The sequence below is a fragment of the Polaribacter glomeratus genome (genome assembly GCF_002954665.1).
Classification (GTDB): domain Bacteria; phylum Bacteroidota; class Bacteroidia; order Flavobacteriales; family Flavobacteriaceae; genus Polaribacter; species Polaribacter glomeratus.
On record NZ_MSCM01000001.1, the window covers coordinates 1,014,134 to 1,030,621 of the forward strand.

15 protein-coding genes are annotated in these 16,488 nt (G+C 28.0%); 9 read left to right on the top strand and 6 right to left on the bottom strand.

Annotation, left to right across the window (positions count from 1 at the left end; genetic code table 11):
* Positions 1-191 precede the first annotated feature (191 nt).
* The 3 genes from BTO16_RS04325 to BTO16_RS04335 are packed head-to-tail and all read left to right on the top strand — an operon-like array spanning position 192 to position 2,509.
* Positions 192-1,007, top strand: a complete 816-nt coding sequence (locus BTO16_RS04325; protein ID WP_105020410.1) for an ion transporter — start codon at positions 192-194, stop codon at positions 1,005-1,007.
* A 3-nt stretch (positions 1,008-1,010) separates the two neighbouring features.
* On the top strand, positions 1,011-1,928 hold the full coding sequence (gene miaA / locus BTO16_RS04330) for a tRNA (adenosine(37)-N6)-dimethylallyltransferase MiaA (protein ID WP_105020411.1): 918 nt from the start codon (positions 1,011-1,013) through the stop codon (positions 1,926-1,928).
* A 59-nt stretch (positions 1,929-1,987) separates the two neighbouring features.
* Positions 1,988-2,509, top strand: coding sequence for an OmpH family outer membrane protein (locus tag BTO16_RS04335; protein ID WP_211298196.1), 522 nt, complete (start codon positions 1,988-1,990; stop codon positions 2,507-2,509).
* Positions 2,510-2,982: 473 nt separating this feature from the next.
* Here the strand turns inward: BTO16_RS04335 and msrA are convergent, their stop codons facing one another.
* A complete protein-coding gene (gene msrA / locus BTO16_RS04340) occupies positions 2,983-3,633 on the bottom strand; it encodes a peptide-methionine (S)-S-oxide reductase MsrA (protein ID WP_105020412.1) in 651 nt (216 codons plus the stop codon).
* A gap of 314 nt (positions 3,634-3,947) precedes the next feature.
* On the opposite strand from msrA, the gene dnaX reads away from it, so the two are divergent.
* Together dnaX and BTO16_RS04350 are read left to right on the top strand one after the other, a co-directional pair.
* Positions 3,948-5,633: a DNA polymerase III subunit gamma/tau gene (gene dnaX / locus BTO16_RS04345; RefSeq protein ID WP_105020413.1), complete on the top strand. Its 1,686-nt coding sequence runs from the start codon at positions 3,948-3,950 to the stop codon at positions 5,631-5,633.
* Between the two features lie 54 nt (positions 5,634-5,687).
* Positions 5,688-7,337, top strand: coding sequence for a MutS-related protein (locus BTO16_RS04350; RefSeq protein ID WP_105020414.1), 1,650 nt, complete (start codon positions 5,688-5,690; stop codon positions 7,335-7,337).
* Here BTO16_RS04350 and BTO16_RS04355 read toward each other — a convergent pair.
* The gene (locus BTO16_RS04355) at positions 7,328-9,154 is read right to left on the bottom strand and encodes a cation:proton antiporter (protein ID WP_105020415.1); all 1,827 of its coding nucleotides are present in this window, start codon (positions 9,152-9,154) and stop codon (positions 7,328-7,330) included. The two genes, BTO16_RS04350 and BTO16_RS04355, sit on opposite strands and share 10 nt — an antisense overlap.
* A 129-nt stretch (positions 9,155-9,283) precedes the next feature.
* Here BTO16_RS04355 and BTO16_RS04360 point away from each other — a divergent pair, with 129 nt between their 5' ends.
* From BTO16_RS04360 to BTO16_RS04375, 4 genes are all read left to right on the top strand, one after another.
* The gene (locus BTO16_RS04360) at positions 9,284-10,117 is read left to right on the top strand and encodes a universal stress protein (protein ID WP_105020416.1); all 834 of its coding nucleotides are present in this window, start codon (positions 9,284-9,286) and stop codon (positions 10,115-10,117) included.
* Positions 10,118-12,307 (top strand): SulP family inorganic anion transporter, encoded by a 2,190-nt coding sequence (locus tag BTO16_RS04365; RefSeq protein ID WP_105020417.1) that lies wholly within the window; start codon positions 10,118-10,120, stop codon positions 12,305-12,307. It begins immediately after the preceding gene.
* A 5-nt stretch (positions 12,308-12,312) separates the two neighbouring features.
* Positions 12,313-12,894, top strand: a complete 582-nt coding sequence (gene miaE, locus BTO16_RS04370) for a tRNA-(ms[2]io[6]A)-hydroxylase (RefSeq protein WP_105020418.1) — start codon at positions 12,313-12,315, stop codon at positions 12,892-12,894.
* A gap of 76 nt (positions 12,895-12,970) precedes the next feature.
* Positions 12,971-13,405, top strand: coding sequence for a DUF4268 domain-containing protein (locus BTO16_RS04375; RefSeq protein ID WP_105020419.1), 435 nt, complete (start codon positions 12,971-12,973; stop codon positions 13,403-13,405).
* Positions 13,406-13,614: 209 nt separating this feature from the next.
* Here the strand turns inward: BTO16_RS04375 and BTO16_RS04380 are convergent, their stop codons facing one another.
* The 4 genes from BTO16_RS04380 to BTO16_RS04395 all read right to left on the bottom strand — a co-directional run bounded on the left by BTO16_RS04380 (position 13,615) and on the right by BTO16_RS04395 (position 16,469).
* Positions 13,615-14,256 carry a hypothetical protein gene (locus BTO16_RS04380; protein ID WP_146105337.1) on the bottom strand — a complete coding sequence of 214 codons (642 nt, stop codon included), beginning with the start codon at positions 14,254-14,256 and terminating at the stop codon, positions 13,615-13,617.
* A 91-nt stretch (positions 14,257-14,347) separates the two neighbouring features.
* On the bottom strand, positions 14,348-15,340 hold the full coding sequence (locus BTO16_RS04385) for a hypothetical protein (RefSeq protein ID WP_146105338.1): 993 nt from the start codon (positions 15,338-15,340) through the stop codon (positions 14,348-14,350).
* A gap of 169 nt (positions 15,341-15,509) precedes the next feature.
* Positions 15,510-16,076 (bottom strand): hypothetical protein, encoded by a 567-nt coding sequence (locus BTO16_RS04390; RefSeq protein WP_105020422.1) that lies wholly within the window; start codon positions 16,074-16,076, stop codon positions 15,510-15,512.
* Positions 16,077-16,079: 3 nt separating this feature from the next.
* Positions 16,080-16,469, bottom strand: a complete 390-nt coding sequence (locus BTO16_RS04395; RefSeq protein ID WP_105020423.1) for a hypothetical protein — start codon at positions 16,467-16,469, stop codon at positions 16,080-16,082.
* Positions 16,470-16,488 lie beyond the last annotated feature (19 nt).

Here is a 16,488-nt window from a genome sequence, read left to right on the forward strand (position 1 = left end):
TTTTGTGAGTTTTAAGTTATTTTTAATTGAATCTCACACATACTTACGAGAAGAATTGAAGTACGGTTTTAAAAAAAACGATTATTTTTAATTTATTTTTAAAATCCCTATGAATAAAGGAGAAAAATGAAGTTAAATATTTAAAAATCCAGTAAATATTTGTAGTATTGTAATAGAAATCCTGATCTAAATTGAAAAACGAGAACAAAAAAGCAGACTGGAAAGAAAAAATTCATGAAATTATTTATGAAGCGGATACAAAAGAAGGTAAACTTTTTGATGTAATTCTACTAATTGCAATTCTTGCTAGTATTATATTAGTTATGTTAGAAAGCATTAAAAGTTTTGATGCTAAATACCATAACTTTTTAAATATTTCTGAATGGATCATTACAATTCTCTTTTCTATTGAATATATATTAAGAATAATATCTATAAAAAAACCATTTAAATATATTTTTAGTTTTTATGGTATTATTGATCTGTTATCTACAATTCCTAAATACCTTTCTTTAATTTTATTAAACTCTCATCACCTAGCTGCTTTTAGAGCATTGCGTTTGTTGCGTGTTTTTAGAATTTTAAAATTAACCCGTTATATTGGCGCATCTAATACTTTAATGAAAGCACTACAAGCAAGTAAAGCCAAAATTGCAGTATTTATATTTTTTATAGTCATTATATGTATCCTCTTAGGTACTTTAATGTATATGATAGAAGGTGCAGAAAACGGTTTTACAAGTATTCCTAGAAGTGTATATTGGGCAATTGTAACTTTAACAACCGTTGGTTTTGGTGATATTGCTCCACAAACCCCTTTAGGCCAGTTAATTGCAAGTGTTATTATGATTTTAGGTTATGGTATTATTGCAATTCCTACGGGTATTGTAAGTTCTGAAATTGCAAAAAAAAACATAGATTTAAACACGCATACTTGTAATACTTGTGCCGCAGAAAAACATAAAGAAAATGCTAGTTTTTGCCATAATTGCGGCAGTAAATTTTAAAAAATGAGTTCCAAAAACTATTTAATTACAATTGTTGGACCAACTGCAATTGGCAAAACTGCTTTGAGTATTCAATTGGCTAACTACTTTAAAGCAGATATTATTTCTTCGGATTCTAGACAGTTTTATAAAGAAATGACTATTGGTACAGCCGTTCCAGACACAGATGAATTAGGTTCTGCCACGCATCATTTTATACAAAATAGAAGTATTTTTGATGATTATAATGTAGGAACTTTTGAAAGAGATGCACTTTCTAAATTGGACGAATTGTTTCAAAAAAATCCAGTTCAAATTATGGTTGGCGGAAGTGGTTTATATATTGATGCTGTTTTAAAAGGACTTGATTATTTTCCTGATGTAGATCCAAAAATAAGAGCGCAATTAACTTATCAACTGCAAGAGAAAGGAATCGAATCACTTCAAGAAAAATTAAAAGAGTTAGATTTAGAAACGTATAATTCAATAGCGATTGATAATCCTCACAGAATTACGAGAGCTTTAGAAATTTGTATTGGATCAAAAATACCCTACTCTAGTTTTAAAAATAAACCAAAAACAACTAGAAACTTCACAGCAATTAAAATAGGATTAACTGCCGATAGAGAAATTATTTACAACAGAATTAACACAAGAGTAGATAATATGCTTGCTAATGGCTTAGTAGAAGAAGCAAAAAACCTATATATTAATAAAGAATTAAACGCCTTACAAACTGTTGGGTACAGAGAATTGTTTTCTTTTTTTGATGGCGAATTCACCCAAGATTTTGCAATATCTGAAATAAAAAAAAATACAAGACGTTTTGCAAAAAGACAAAGTACCTGGTTTAAAAAAGACCAAGAAATTTTGTGGTTTGATTATCAAACGGATATCAATAAAATAATAAATAAAATTTCTGATAAAATTAACGATATTTAATACTACTAAATTTTTGCAATTCAACTACTTTTATATCTTTGCTCTACAAAATACACATTATGAAATTTAAAATTACAATTCTTTTTATCGTTTTTATTAGTACACTATCTATCGCACAATCAAAAGTTGGTACAATTAACAGCGAATACATTATAAGTATTATGCCACAAACTAAGATTGTTGTTGAAAAAACACAAGATTATGGTGCAAAATTAGATTCTTCTTTTTCAATTAAAGCAAAAGATTACGAAGATAAAGTAGCTGACTTTAGAAAAAATGAAGCTGAATATGGTGAGTTAATGAAAAAAACATTGGTAAATGAAATTACTTCAATGGAACAGGAATTAAAGAAATATCAAGAAAATGGAAATAAATTAATGCAATTAAAGCAAAACGAACTAATGCGTCCTTTGTATAAATTATTAAATGATGCTATAGAACAAGTTTCAAAAGAAAATAAATACACACAAGTTTTAACTACAAGTGGAAATCAGTTTGCATACCTTGATGAAAAATTTGATATTACACAATTAGTTATGAATAAATTAGGTGTTAAAGCACCTGTAGAAGTAAAAGAGTAATTTACTTTCCATTATAATTCTAAAACCTCTCGCTTTGTGAGGTTTTTTTTATGTAAAAAGGTTTTTAGTTGAAGTATATTCGGTAAAAATAGTAAATTAGCTTAATTTGAATAAATAAAGTAACTTTAGTATTATTTTTCACATTAGTTAAAACCGATAATAATAGTTTAAATCATATAGAAATCTATTCATAAAAGGAATAATAAGTTAAGCTGTAAAACTTAAAAAATTCAGCAATAAAAAATAGAAACCAAAAAACAAACAATAACATGGCAAAAAGTAACGACGCAAGAAAAAATGTTAAAAAGGAAGCATCAAAAACTCCTAAAGAGAAGAAAGCTGCAAAACAAGTAAAGAAATCTAGAAAAGAATAATTTTAGTTTTAATTAAAAAAAGCTTCAAATTTAGAAAACGTTTTTTATAGTTCGTTTTATAAATTTGTAGCTTTTTTCGTGAAAAGTCTTAGACAACTTTTAATGAACCTCTTTCTTTAATAAACTAGGAAATTTCTTTTTAAACTTATTTAATCTTGGTACAGAAACGGCTTTAACATAACTTTGATTAGGATTTCTTTTCTCAAAATCTTGGTGATATTCTTCTGCTTCGTAAAATTTTGTAAGCTTTGTAACTTCCGTTGCTATTTTACCGTTGTAAACTTCTTTATTTAATTTTGAAATTGCATTATCTATAATCGCTTTTTCTTTATCATTTTCATAAAAAGCAATAGATCTGTATTGTGTTCCATAATCTGGGTTTTGTCCGTTAACAGTTGTTGGGTCATGAGAGCCAAAAAAAACGGTTACAAGCGTTTCAAAACTTGCTTTTTCAGGATTGTAATAAACCGCAACAGCTTCTGCATGTCCTGTTTTTCCTGTTCCGATAGATTGATAAGTAGGATTTTTTGTAAAACCGCCAGCATAACCAGAAACAGCTTCCTCTACTCCTGTTACACTTTCAAAAATAGCCTCTACACACCAAAAACAACCACTTGCAAAATAAGCTACCTTGGTTTCTTTAGAAGGTTTATAAGGTACTTTAGAAACTTCTTCTTTTTTAGAAAAACCTAAGCAAGAAATTAAAAGTAATACGACACTAAAAGTAAAAACTGATTTTATAATTTTCATATTCTGATTTTATATAGGTTAATAAAAATTTACACTTAAAATAAGATTAAAACCTTAAATGCAAATTTCGCGACTTTTAATTCGAAAAAAAAACGAATTACAAGTTTAGTCGTATCAATTTAGAACTTCGTACAATTTGTTTACAACTTTAGCATTTTTTTAAGAAACCAATTTGTGAAAAATAGTTGAGATACCTATTTTTGTTACTTAATCTAAAAATTCTAAGATATCTCCTTAAAGCGAAGTTGAAAGTTTATAAATTTTAAGCATTTTCGACTACATTTAAATAGCTATTTTATTTTAAATATACTTAAATGGAGCATTTTATAGTTTCTGCGCGTAAATACCGTCCTCAAAATTTTGAGGATGTTGTTGGGCAACAAGCCATTACAAATACGTTAGAGAACGCTATAAAAAATAATCATTTAGCGCAAGCTTTGCTGTTTACGGGTCCTAGAGGTGTTGGTAAAACATCTTGTGCAAGGATTTTGGCGAAGAAAATAAATCAACAAGGTGTAGAAATTGGAGAAGATGAAGATTTTGCTTTCAATATTTTTGAGCTGGATGCTGCTTCTAACAATTCTGTAGATGATATTAGAAGTTTAACAGACCAAGTTCGTATACCACCACAAACAGGAAAATACAAAGTATATATTATTGATGAAGTACACATGCTTTCTCAATCTGCCTTTAATGCCTTTTTAAAGACTTTAGAAGAACCTCCTGCACATGCTATTTTTATTTTAGCAACTACAGAAAAGCATAAAATTATTCCTACTATTTTATCTCGTTGTCAAATTTTTGATTTTAAAAGAATTGGTGTTTTAGATGCTAAAAATTATCTAAAAACGATTTGCGAAAAAGAAAATATTACTGCAGAAGATGATGCTTTACACATTATTGCTCAAAAAGCAGATGGCGCAATGCGCGATGCTTTATCAATCTTTGATAGAGTTGTAAGTTTTTCTGGAAAGGATTTAACTCGTGAAGCGGTTACAGAAAACCTAAATGTGTTAGATTACGATTCTTATTTTAATATGACAGATTTATTGTTGACTAACAACATTCCTGGTGTATTAAATGCATTCAATACTATTTTAGGAAAAGGTTTTGAAGGGCATCATTTTATAAACGGTTTGGCTAGTCATTTTAGAGATTTATTAGTAGCTAAAGACAAAGCAACAATCGAGTTATTAGAAGTTGGCGACAGCGCAAAAAAGAAATATTTAGAGCAAGCTACCAAAGCTAGTATTCCGTTTTTATTACAATCCATCAATAAAGCAAATGAGTGCGATTTAAATTATAGAGCTAGTAAAAATCAGCGATTGCTGGTTGAATTAACTTTAATGCAAATTGCCTCTATCACTTTTGATGGAGAAAAAAAAAAACCAGCTAACTACATAATTCCTGCAACATTTTTTCAAGCACTTTCTCCTGCTGTAAAAGAAATTGTAAAGCCTATAAAAAAAATAGTAATCGTTAAGCAAGAAAAGGTTTCAGAATCAAAGTCAGAGGTTAAAAAACCTGTTTTAAATTCTGCTATAAAACGTACTTCTTCTCTCTCTTTAAAAAGCATTCATCAAAAAAAAGAAGAAAAGAAAGCTGTTATTGAAGAAAATTTTGACAATCACCCAAAAGATGCTTTTTCAGAAAATGAATTGCAACTATTTTGGGAAGCGTATGTAAATCTACTTAGAAGTAAAGGCGAAAACAGCATGGCTTCTATTGTTGCTACGGATGTTCCTAAATTAGAAGAAAATTTTAGCGTTTCATTTACAGTACCAAATAAATTGATGGAAGATCAATTTAGAAAAGGGAGACCAAAATTATTGAACTTTTTACGTGAAAAAACCAATAATTACGGAATAACCATTCATGTAAAACTAAATGAAAGTGTTGAAAAAAAGTTTGCTTACACTCCTTTAGAAAAATTTAATAAAATGAAGGAAAAGAATCCCCTTTTAGAAAAATTACGCCAAACTTTTGAGCTAGATATGTAACTTCTTAAGGTTTTAGACTACATATAGATACACACTCTTTTTAAATTTAGGTTTATGAATTATATTTTAGGAGTTCTATGTATGCTAATCATACTCTTTTTAATAGATAACTATCATAAAAAGAATAGATTAAAAAAAACTAGAAAACAGTTAGTTGAAAATTGGGGAAAGCAGACTAAAACAGCACATTATAATTTCTTTGCAATTGGCAAGTATTTTAATAACAATGCTCATAAGAGAAAAGCGTTTCATATTCTATCAGAAAAAAATAATATTGATTTTGATATCGATGCCGTTTTTAAGTTTGTTGATAGAACTTCCTCAAAAATTGGTCAACAATATTTATACTATAAATTAAGAACTGTTGGTACTATTGAAGATTTATTAAGGTTTGATGCCTTAACTACTATTTTTGAAAATGAGAAAGACTTAAGTGTTTATTGTCAATTAGAATTAGCAAAATTGAATAGCAATAACTCTTATTATTTAGAGGATTTAATTAATGAAGAACAACTAGAAAAACCAAAATATATCTGGTTAATTTGGTCTTTAACTTTTTTGGCAATTTCATCAATAGTATTGATTTTAATTTATCCATTATTTGGGCTTTTGTTGATTCCTATTTTAGCTGTAAATATGGTTTTTCACTATAAAAACAAGCATAGTGTAACATATTATTTAAATGGTGTACATCAATTATCTAGGGCTTTAAAAGTAAGTAAAAAATTAAGTTCAAATTCTAAAATAGCGGCTCATTTTAAAGACACATCATTTATAAAGAGGATACAAACTATTCAAAATAAATCAGAATTTATAGCTTTTGAAAAAAATATTAGCAACGAATTTTTATTCGCTTTTTGGTTTTTATTTGAAATTATTAAAATTTTATTTAATGTAGAATACTTGGTTTTTTATAGTTTTTTGGGCGCGATTTCTAAAGAAAGAAAAAGTATAGAAAACATGTTTCTTTTTATTGGCGAAATTGATGCTTCAATATCTACAGCTTCCTTAAAATCTGGTAATTTAAAAATATGTAAACCAACTTTTACTGATAAAAATGAATTAAGTGTAAAAGGAATTTACCATCCGTTGATAGAAAATTGTGTTTTAAATGATGTGAGTTTAAGCCAAAAAAGTTTGTTGCTTACGGGTTCTAATATGTCTGGCAAAACTACTTTTATAAGAACAGTTGCTATAAACAGCATTTTAGCACAAACATTGCATATTTGTTTTGCAGATGAGTATGCTGCACCTTTTTATAAAGTATATTCTTCGATAAGAATTACAGACGATTTGTTAAAAAACACTAGTTATTATTTGCAAGAAGTGTTAAATATAAAAGAATTAATTGAGGCATCTAATGATAAAAACCCTTGTTTATTTGTGTTAGATGAAATTTTTAAAGGCACAAATACGGTTGAGAGAATTTCTGGCGGAAAAGCCATTTTATCTTATTTAAATAAAGACCATCACACTGTTTTTGTATCTACGCATGATATAGAATTAACAGATTTATTACAAAAAGAGAAATATGAATTATTTCATTTTAGTGAGCATATTGAAAATAATAAACTCCTTTTTGATCATAAAATTAAAAAAGGAAAATTACAAACTAAAAATGCCATAAAGATTTTAGAATTATATAAGTATCCATCAGAAATAATTGAAGATGCTAAGAATATAGAAAGTACATATTATTCTTGAAAAACTAACTTTTTTCCTAAATAGAATAACACGCACTTCTCTCTAGTTTCCTTGGTTTTTTCAAATTCAGGGACCAAATATAAACCTTCTCCTTTTTCAATAAATAAAGGAATTGATTTTTCTTCAAGTGCCAACAATTCTAGTATATTATTGTATTGTTTTTCGGATTCAATTTTTACTTCATTAATTTTAGGATTTTCTCTATAAGCTTCGCTTAGATTTATAAAATCATCATTTGGCGTAAAAAAACTTTCTCTTTCTTTTTTTGATGCATTTTGGGTTTCTATAGAAGAGGCAATTTTATACGAACCATGCTCACCCAAATCTTTAGAAAAACTATTTAAAGCATGCATATTTACAGAATCATTACCCGTTAAAGCTATTAAATATCCAACATCATTTAACTCTATATTATCAGTTAAATTATCATCATAAATATTTTCATTAAATGCTTCTAAACCATCTTCTAAAGCCTGTTCTATAAACTTCTTATTAGAATCTATAAGGACTACCCTTTTACCTTTGTCTCTTAAAAATCTGGCAATTAACCTAGATGGTTTAGAAGCACCAATAATTAAAATTCCGTTAGAACTTTTTAGAAATACACCAACCATTTTAGCAAATAATCTTGCTGTAGTTGCATTTAGAAGTACGGTTCCTAAAACAATCATAAAAACCAAAGGAGTAATGTATTCTGCACCTTCTACGCCCTCTTTTAATAATTTACTGCCAAATAAAGAAGCAATACCGGCTGCTACGATTCCTCTTGGTCCAACCCAACTTATAAATAATTTTTCGTTAAATTTTAAATTAGAATTAATAGTACATACAAAAACAGCTAAAGGCCTAATTATAAAAACAACGATACCAAATAATGCAGCAGTTTTCCAGGTATAAAGTAACATTAAATCTTCTATATTGATATTTGCAGCTAATAAAATAAACAGCATAGAAATTAATAAAACACTCAAAGATTCTTTAAAATATAGTAGTTCTTTTAAGTTTTTTAATTTTCCATTACCTAAAACCATACCCATAACTACAACAGCTAAAAGACCAGATTCATGGGCAAATACTTCGGATTCTACAAAAACCAACAATACTGTTGATAAAGAAACAACGTTTAATAAATAATGCGGAATTAATTTTTTATTGATGGCATAGGCCAATGCATGTGCAAATGTAAAACCGAAAGTAGTACCAAATAATAAGATTTTACCAAATTCAATTAATGCAGTTTTAGTAAATCCGCCATCACCACCAACACTAATAAATTCAAAAACCAATACAGCTACTAATGCACCTATTGGATCTATTAAAATTCCTTCCCATTTTAAAACTGTTGAAATATCTTTTTTTAACGGAACATTTCTTAAAATTGGTGTAATTACAGTTGGCCCAGTAACAATAATTAATCCAGAGAAAAGAAAAGACATTTCCCAACCTAATTCAAAAACATAATGTGCTACAATTCCTGCACCAAAAAAAGTAATAGCAGAACCCAAGGTTATTAATTTTGTAATTACAGGACCCACGTTTTTAATTTCCTCTCTTTTTAAAGTTAAACCTCCTTCAAATAAAATGACACTAATTGCCAATGAAACAAAATAGTACAAATTATCACCAGGAAATAAGCCTTTTTCTCCATTCCATATTGGTTCTATCCATTTAGAGCCGTCTTCACTTAAGTACGCTGCAGCAATTGGCCCTACTAATAAACCTATCAAAATTAGTGGTAAAATTGCCGGGATTTTAAATTTCCATGCAACCCATTGCGCCAATATTCCTAAAATTATAATTCCTGCTAATTCTAACATTGTTATTAATATGTGTTTAAATGTAAATTTAGGAATGTTTATTCATCTTAAAAATTAAAATCTTAGTTTTTTTCTTTCTTATAAAGTTTCTTATCTTGCGTACATAACCAAATATCAAACTCTTTCCTGTTGCATAAAATAGATAAAATACTTATTGGTATTGCCTTTTCTCCTAACTTAAAACCGAATATTTTTGAAGCCGTAAGATTGGCTAACATGTTTGATGCTGAGCTTGTAGGTGTTCACGTTGGAGAAAAAACAAATCAAAAAATTACTGATTTAAATGCTCTTTTAAATGAAGCTGACAATTTAAAAAGAGGTTTTAAAGCTATTTGGCAAGACGGAAAACCTGTAGACGTTATTTTACAAACCTGCACCAATGAAAATATAGATTTATTAATTCTAGGAGCTTTACAACAAGAAAACTTATTAAAATATTATGTAGGTTCTATTGCAAGAAAAATTACAAGAAAATCACCTTGCTCTGTACTTTTATTAATTAAACCATCAGTAAAAAGATTTAAATTTAAACACATAGTAGTTAGCGGTTTAAAAGAAGACCGAACAGAAGAAACTATTAAAACAGCCTTTTTAGTTGCTAAAAAATTAGATTGTAAAAAAATAACGATTGTAGAGGAAATTAAACAAGAAGAATTGCATGTTACTGTTAATGATGATAAATCTTTAAGAAGGGCAAATATTGCTAAAGAAAGAATTACAACAAGAGAAGATAGGCGTGTAAAAAATATTTTAAAAGATATTGATTGTGCTAACCTTACTGTAAAAATGCAAAGTATTTTTGGAAAAAGAGGCTACTCTATTGGTCATTATGCAAAAGTAAAAAGAGCCGATTTATTAGTTATGAATGCTCCTATAAAATCTGGTCTTATTGATAGAATTTTTCCACACGATATAGAATATATTTTATCAGAATTACCAACTGATGTTTTAATTGTAAGATAAATGAAGAAGAAAAGTACTTTTAAAACATTTGTATCGGAAATACCTAAAAATTTATTTGCTGGTTTCGTCGTTTCTTTAATAGCACTTCCTTTAGGTTTAGGACTGGCTTTAGCTTCTGGTGCACCACCTATTTCTGGACTTATTGCGGCTATTGTTGGCGGGATTGTAGTTTCTTTATTAGGTGGCTCTAACGTTACAATTACAGGTCCAGGAAACGGATTGGTTGTTGTTATTCTTGCCGCAATTACAACGCTTGGTAATGGAGATATGCAGCAAGGATTTCTATATACTTTGGCAGCTATTGTAATTTCTGGAATTCTCTTAATTATTCTTGGTTTTTTAAAAATGGGATCTTTGGGCGATTTCTTTCCTTCATCAGCAATTCAAGGAATGCTGGCGGCTATTGGAATTGGAATTTTAGCAAAACAGATTCATGTAATGTTAGGTAATACGGATGCAAACGGAAGTATTATCGATTTACTTTTACAAGTACCAGAAGGCATTATCAACTTGCTAAATACGAATAACGCTAGTATGTTTTATGCTGGTTTAGTGGGTATTGTAAGTTTACTAATTATGATTTTTTATAGTAAAATTAGAAATCGATATTTTCAATTAATCCCTGCACCAATGTGGATTGTAGTTTTAAGTGTTGGTTTGTACTATTATTTTGATATTTTTTCAACAACAGAATATCCTATTGATCAGAGTCTTTTAATTAATTTGCCCGACGATATTTTATCAAATTTTGCTTTTCCTGATTTTGGAAAAATATATGAAATGACCTTTTTAAATGCAGTTATTGGTATTACCTTAATTTCGAGTATAGAAAGTTTACTAAGTATTAAAGCTGTTGATAAATTAGACCCTTTAAAAAGACGCTCTAATGTAAATAAAGATATAAGAGCGCTAGGTTTAGCAACGGTTATTAGTGGTTTTTTAGGCGGATTGAATGTAGTTACTGTTATTGCCAGAAGTTCTGTAAATGTAAATAATAATGGTTCTAATAAATCTGCTAATTTTTTTCACGCACTTTTTTTAGTCGCTTTTATTTTATTGTTTGCAACAGAATTACGTAAAATTCCGCTGCCCGCTTTGGCAGCAATTTTAGTTTATACAGGTTATAAATTAGCGTCACCAGAAAACATTAAAAAGGTTTTTAAAGTTGGTAAAGAACAACTAATTATTTTCTTAATTACATTATTAACAACGATTGCAACTAGTTTAATAACAGGTATTTTAGTAGGTATTTTAGCAACATTTATTATACATATCATTATTAATAAAAACGCAAAACTATTTTTTAAAAACATATTAAAACCCAATGTTTTAATGTTTAAAGAAGATGGTAAATATTATGTAAGTGTAAAGAATTTTTCTAGTTTTTTAAACTACACAAAACTAAAATCAAAATTAAATCAGATTCCAGAAACAGAAGAAGCTATAATCGATTTTTCTATGTGCGATTTTGTAGACCATTCCGTTATGGAAAACATGAACAATTATGCACAAACTTTTACTAGAAAAGGTGGTCATTTTGAAGTTATTGGTTTAGATGATTCAAAGTCAATAAGCAGTCATCCTTTTGCTTTGCGCAAAATTTTACCTAAAAAAGCAAACTCATTTGTAAAAGTTTTAACCAAGAGACAAAAATCTATTGAAAAAATCAGCAAAGAAATGCACTGGAAGTACGATGCTTTTTCTGCTCAAGAAGTTGAAGAACTGCCTACTTTTGGGTATTTTAAAACACGTGAAATAAATAAAATTTCTAATGTACTTTCAAACGAAGATTGCTCCATTTTTGATGTACAATTTTCTGAAGGAGAACTTATTGCCAAACAAGTAATTAAGGCTACAATGTTACATATTCATCCTAAAAATGAAATCCCAGATTTTACATTAGACCAAGAGGGCATTTTTGAATATATTTTACATTTTGCGGGTTATAAAGATATTGATATTGATGCGCATCCAGATTTTAGTAGACGTTTTTATTTATCAGGAAAAAATGAAGAAAAAATTAGAACATTTTTTACAGATGAGTTAATTTTGTTTTTTGAGAGTAACAAACAATACCATATTGAAGCTAGTAAAAACGGACTCCTAATTATAGGTAATGAGCGTTTTGCAAGCGTTAAAGAAATGAAAGCACTTGCCTATTTTGGCATTGCTTTACAAAAAATAATATAATTTTTATGTTAGGATTACAATTTGAAACAAGAACATCTTGGGCAGAAATAGCTAAAGATAATTTACAACAAATACTTACAGATCACGCTTTTTTAGAGCAAAAAGCAGCTTCGAATGCCGTTTCTATTATTATTAACTATTCCGAAGAAACAGAACTTGTTAAAGAAATGAGCAATATTGCCATTGAAGAAATGCAGCATTTTAAAATGGTACACTTATTAATGGTAAAAAGAGGAATGGTTTTAGGTCGTGAGCAAAAAAACGATTATGCTATTCGCTTACAAAAATTCTTTAACAAAACAAAAGACAGAACAGATGCTTTAATTCAACGTTTGTTGGTAGCAGCGCTTATCGAAGCTAGAAGTTGTGAGCGTTTTAAAGTGTTTTCTGAAAACATGGAAGATGAAGAGTTATCTAAATTCTATAACAACTTAATGGTCTCTGAAGCAAACCATTACACTACTTTTTTAACGTTTGCACGTAAATATCAAGATAGAGAAATCGTTGATAAAAAATGGAATGCTTTAGTAGCTTTTGAAGCAGAAATGATGAAAGATCGTGGTTCTGAAGCTAAAATTCACGGATAAAATCAATAAGAAATTACAAATAAAAAGTTATCATTGAACTTTATAACTAATAACTGATAACTGATAACTGAAATTAATGTTTTCAAAAGAGGAAGCTGCACAATTACGTAAAGAATTTTGGACTAGTTTTGGGAAATCATTTCCTAGAAAATGGTTGTTATATAACACAAAAATAAAAGGATTTACCTTTAAATTTGTGGCCGATAAAAAGAAAGCAATGGTTTGTTTAGACATCGAACATACAGACGAAATTGCAAACGAGTTATTGTATGACCAAATGCTTTCTTTAAAAGTTTTATTAGAAACTGAAATTCCTGAAATTATTTTTAATGAAGCCTATGAATTAGAAAGTGGCAAAATTATTAGACGAATTTATGTGCCTTTAGATGATAAATTTAATATTCACAACAAAAATACATGGCGTAACTGTTATGAATTTTATATGGATGTAATGCCCAAATTTGAACTTTTTTTCTACGAATATGAAGATTTTATTAATCAGGCTATTTAAAGAATTAATTTTAAAATATTATAAATAAACTTGTGTTAAAAAATTAAAAAACCGTTTATTTTAACTTTAAGCTAACTTATTATCACAACAATTTGTGAAATAGATTTGGTAAACTTTTAAATTGTGTTATTAATTGAACTAAAGACTATTTTTCTCAATAAATATAGAATAGGTTTCAATTTACTTTCCAAGAGAAAGAGAATATTTGGTTAATTTCTGGTGCCAATCCAAACAGTTCCTTTTTTAGTATAGTACGTTGTTCTGTCAAATTTATCGGTATAATTTCTAGGATTTTCTTTTAATTTTCTCTTATACCATTTTTGACTTGATTTATAATCTTTTAGGCTATTGTAACAATCTTCTTCCAATTCTAGATCTTCATTGGTAAAATAATTTTCTTCCAAAGCATATATCCAATCAAAAGTATCTAACTCCTTTTTTAGATTCCCATAATTTTGAGTAGGCATTTTTCTCTGTACTTCTGGGCGATAAAAAGTAACATCATAAAAAGTTAAAAAATCGCCGATTGCGCAGACAACTTGCGAGTTTTCTAGGTTTGGTTCAAACAGCCAAATAGCTAAATAATAGGGTTTGTCTATTGTTTTTAATTGCACTTCCCAACTATTAAAAATTTTAATTAAACCGTCTAAAATTAATTTACGTGCTTTCCTTTTTGGTACCGGAATTGCAGCGCCAGAATTAGAAATATCTCCAAAAGGACGAACCCATACTTTTTCGTAATTCCTTTGATAATGCTCTAAATTTTCTAAATCTAATTGTAAACTATCATTTTTCCAATCTTCAATATTTTTAAAAATTCGTTTATGTCCTCTTAACTTTTTTGATTTCATTTTATTTTTTTTAGTAATTGCAAGGCCTTTTTGCCAACGCAATCTATTTATTGTTTACATGCAGTAAGCATAGGATTTCATCAGCAAAAAATTACTCATCATACAAAATTTTAAAAGTTGTTTTTTTGTGAAGCCATGTTTTATCCTTTTTAATAATAAATGAATTTATTTCTTTAGGATTCTTAAAAGCATCAAAAATATATTCATAGGTTCTTCTTTCTGGTAAATTGGCATATATAACAAGTTTATTTGGTTGATATTCCAGTGTAAAAGTTCGAGTATTTTTATATTGAACTCCATCTTTCTTAGAAAATGCAGAACTTATTTCTTCCACTTTATGCAATCTATTATTTTTGTGATACTCAAAATTTAAGATAGTACGATTGATAAATGTTTCATCATTTTCATATTGTGAATAATCAATTTTATCAATTGTTGTTTTATTCAATTCTGTTGGTAAAAAGTACAAAACCTCCTTTTTTTCTACTTTGGTTAGAAGTTTGTTTTTATAAGTATAATTCGTTCTTACAACGTTTATACCATCATTTGTATCAAAACTATTTTTAGAAGTTAGCAATCCGTTTTTATCATACGTAGCAGTTTCAATTTCTTCAACACCATAATCGTCTGTAGTAGCAATTTTAATTAGTTTTTTATGTTTATCATAGCTGTAATCAGTTGAATAATAAAGTACGTTTGTGTTTTCTGATGAGTTGATAATTTGTTCATTTTTTAACTCATAAACCTGATACACATAACTTGCATCTTCATCAAAATGAAATAATTGAATTGTATCTGTTTTTTTTGAAACACTATCAATACCAATAAGATCTTTAATTGGTTTTTTACTGATATCTAAATTTATCAAGTATTTTTTTTTAGACTCAAAAAAAACAGTATCTGAACTTACAATTGCCTGTGCCAGATTATAAATTGAATGTATTTTTTGTACTTCCTTTACTTTCCCAAAATAAGTATAAAGATCAAAAGAATAGGTGCCAGAAAAGAAAAATAATGCATCTTTTTCTGGTGATGGAAAATGTGGTTTCTCTAGTATTAACAAGGAATTTGTCTTGTTTTTCATAATAATATCATTCACAATTTGAGCAAAAGATACGTTGCAAGAAAATATCACAATTAAAAAAAAGGAAGCTTTTAAAATAGCTATTTTAATGTTGCACTTAAAATCCATTTTCATACGCTTTTATCTTGTGAATACTACAAATTAGTTTGTTGATAATGATGCTCCACTCCTATTTAGTTTGCAAAAATTCTAGATATTCTTTTGTTTTTTCTGATAAAATAATCGCATCGTGTTCATAATCTGAAGTCCATTGAAATTGATACACATTAAAACCATCAAAACATTCAATAGGATTCAGTTCAAAAGCTTTTAACGTCATTAAAAAGCGTTCCATTCCTCCGTAAGGATAATTATCTGTAGAGAATTTTACAATTCCTTCATTGTTTTGTAGTTCTTCTAAAACATTTAAATCAACTTCAAAACCATATTCTAAATAATTAAAATAAGGTAGAATATCTGCTCTAACCAAAACACTTTTGCTATTATCATACGAAAAATAATTGCTTAAAAACTCTTGTGCATAAACAGGAAATAACTGATTAAAAAGCTCAATTTTTGGTCTATCTCCATCCATAAAGCTGTCAATATCTTCATCAGTAGCAGTTTCCCAATCTATATCTATGGTTGCTTCTTTTTCTTGGTAACCAGGTTTTCTAACAGCACACATATGATTATACACTTCTTTAAAAGCTATAAATTTTTCTTGATTTGATATTGTAAATTTTATATAAAGCATATTTTAATTAATCAATTTAAGTTGATGCATTGTAATTTTCACTTTCTTCTTTGTACTATCAATAAAAACATATTCTGAGTTACAAATTTCATTTTCATCTACAACATTAACATGTCTAAATCCTAATTCTAATTTTGGGTTTTTAAAGTTTTTAGATAAGTGAGCTAACAAAACTTCAAAAATATTTTTATGGTGATCTTCAAAAAAATGAATCGAGTTTATTTGAAGCTCATTCATACTGTGTAAATAACTAACACTAATGTTATCTGCATAAATATTACAATACCCATCAGTTTCTTGGTGTACAAATATTTCATTACCTATATCGTTTACTTTTCTAAAACCTAATATTGATGGTATATAAATATAATCATCATAATCTCTTGTTTGCATGTTTTAAATTTTATATTTT

What these genes read in the sequence shown, in the direction of transcription:
- miaA (WP_105020411.1), top strand. Translation starts at nt 1,011, where the DNA reads ATGAGTTCCAAAAACTATTTAATTACAATTGTTGGACCAACTGCAATT.
- BTO16_RS04335 (WP_211298196.1), top strand. Translation starts at nt 1,988, where the DNA reads ATGAAATTTAAAATTACAATTCTTTTTATCGTTTTTATTAGTACACTA.
- msrA (WP_105020412.1), bottom strand. Translation starts at nt 3,633, where the DNA reads ATGAAAATTATAAAATCAGTTTTTACTTTTAGTGTCGTATTACTTTTA.
- dnaX (WP_105020413.1), top strand. Translation starts at nt 3,948, where the DNA reads ATGGAGCATTTTATAGTTTCTGCGCGTAAATACCGTCCTCAAAATTTT.
- BTO16_RS04350 (WP_105020414.1), top strand. Translation starts at nt 5,688, where the DNA reads ATGAATTATATTTTAGGAGTTCTATGTATGCTAATCATACTCTTTTTA.
- BTO16_RS04355 (WP_105020415.1), bottom strand. Translation starts at nt 9,154, where the DNA reads ATGTTAGAATTAGCAGGAATTATAATTTTAGGAATATTGGCGCAATGG.
- BTO16_RS04365 (WP_105020417.1), top strand. Translation starts at nt 10,118, where the DNA reads ATGAAGAAGAAAAGTACTTTTAAAACATTTGTATCGGAAATACCTAAA.
- miaE (WP_105020418.1), top strand. Translation starts at nt 12,313, where the DNA reads ATGTTAGGATTACAATTTGAAACAAGAACATCTTGGGCAGAAATAGCT.
- BTO16_RS04375 (WP_105020419.1), top strand. Translation starts at nt 12,971, where the DNA reads ATGTTTTCAAAAGAGGAAGCTGCACAATTACGTAAAGAATTTTGGACT.
- BTO16_RS04380 (WP_146105337.1), bottom strand. Translation starts at nt 14,256, where the DNA reads ATGAAATCAAAAAAGTTAAGAGGACATAAACGAATTTTTAAAAATATT.
- BTO16_RS04385 (WP_146105338.1), bottom strand. Translation starts at nt 15,340, where the DNA reads ATGAAAAACAAGACAAATTCCTTGTTAATACTAGAGAAACCACATTTT.
- BTO16_RS04390 (WP_105020422.1), bottom strand. Translation starts at nt 16,076, where the DNA reads ATGCTTTATATAAAATTTACAATATCAAATCAAGAAAAATTTATAGCT.
- BTO16_RS04395 (WP_105020423.1), bottom strand. Translation starts at nt 16,469, where the DNA reads ATGCAAACAAGAGATTATGATGATTATATTTATATACCATCAATATTA.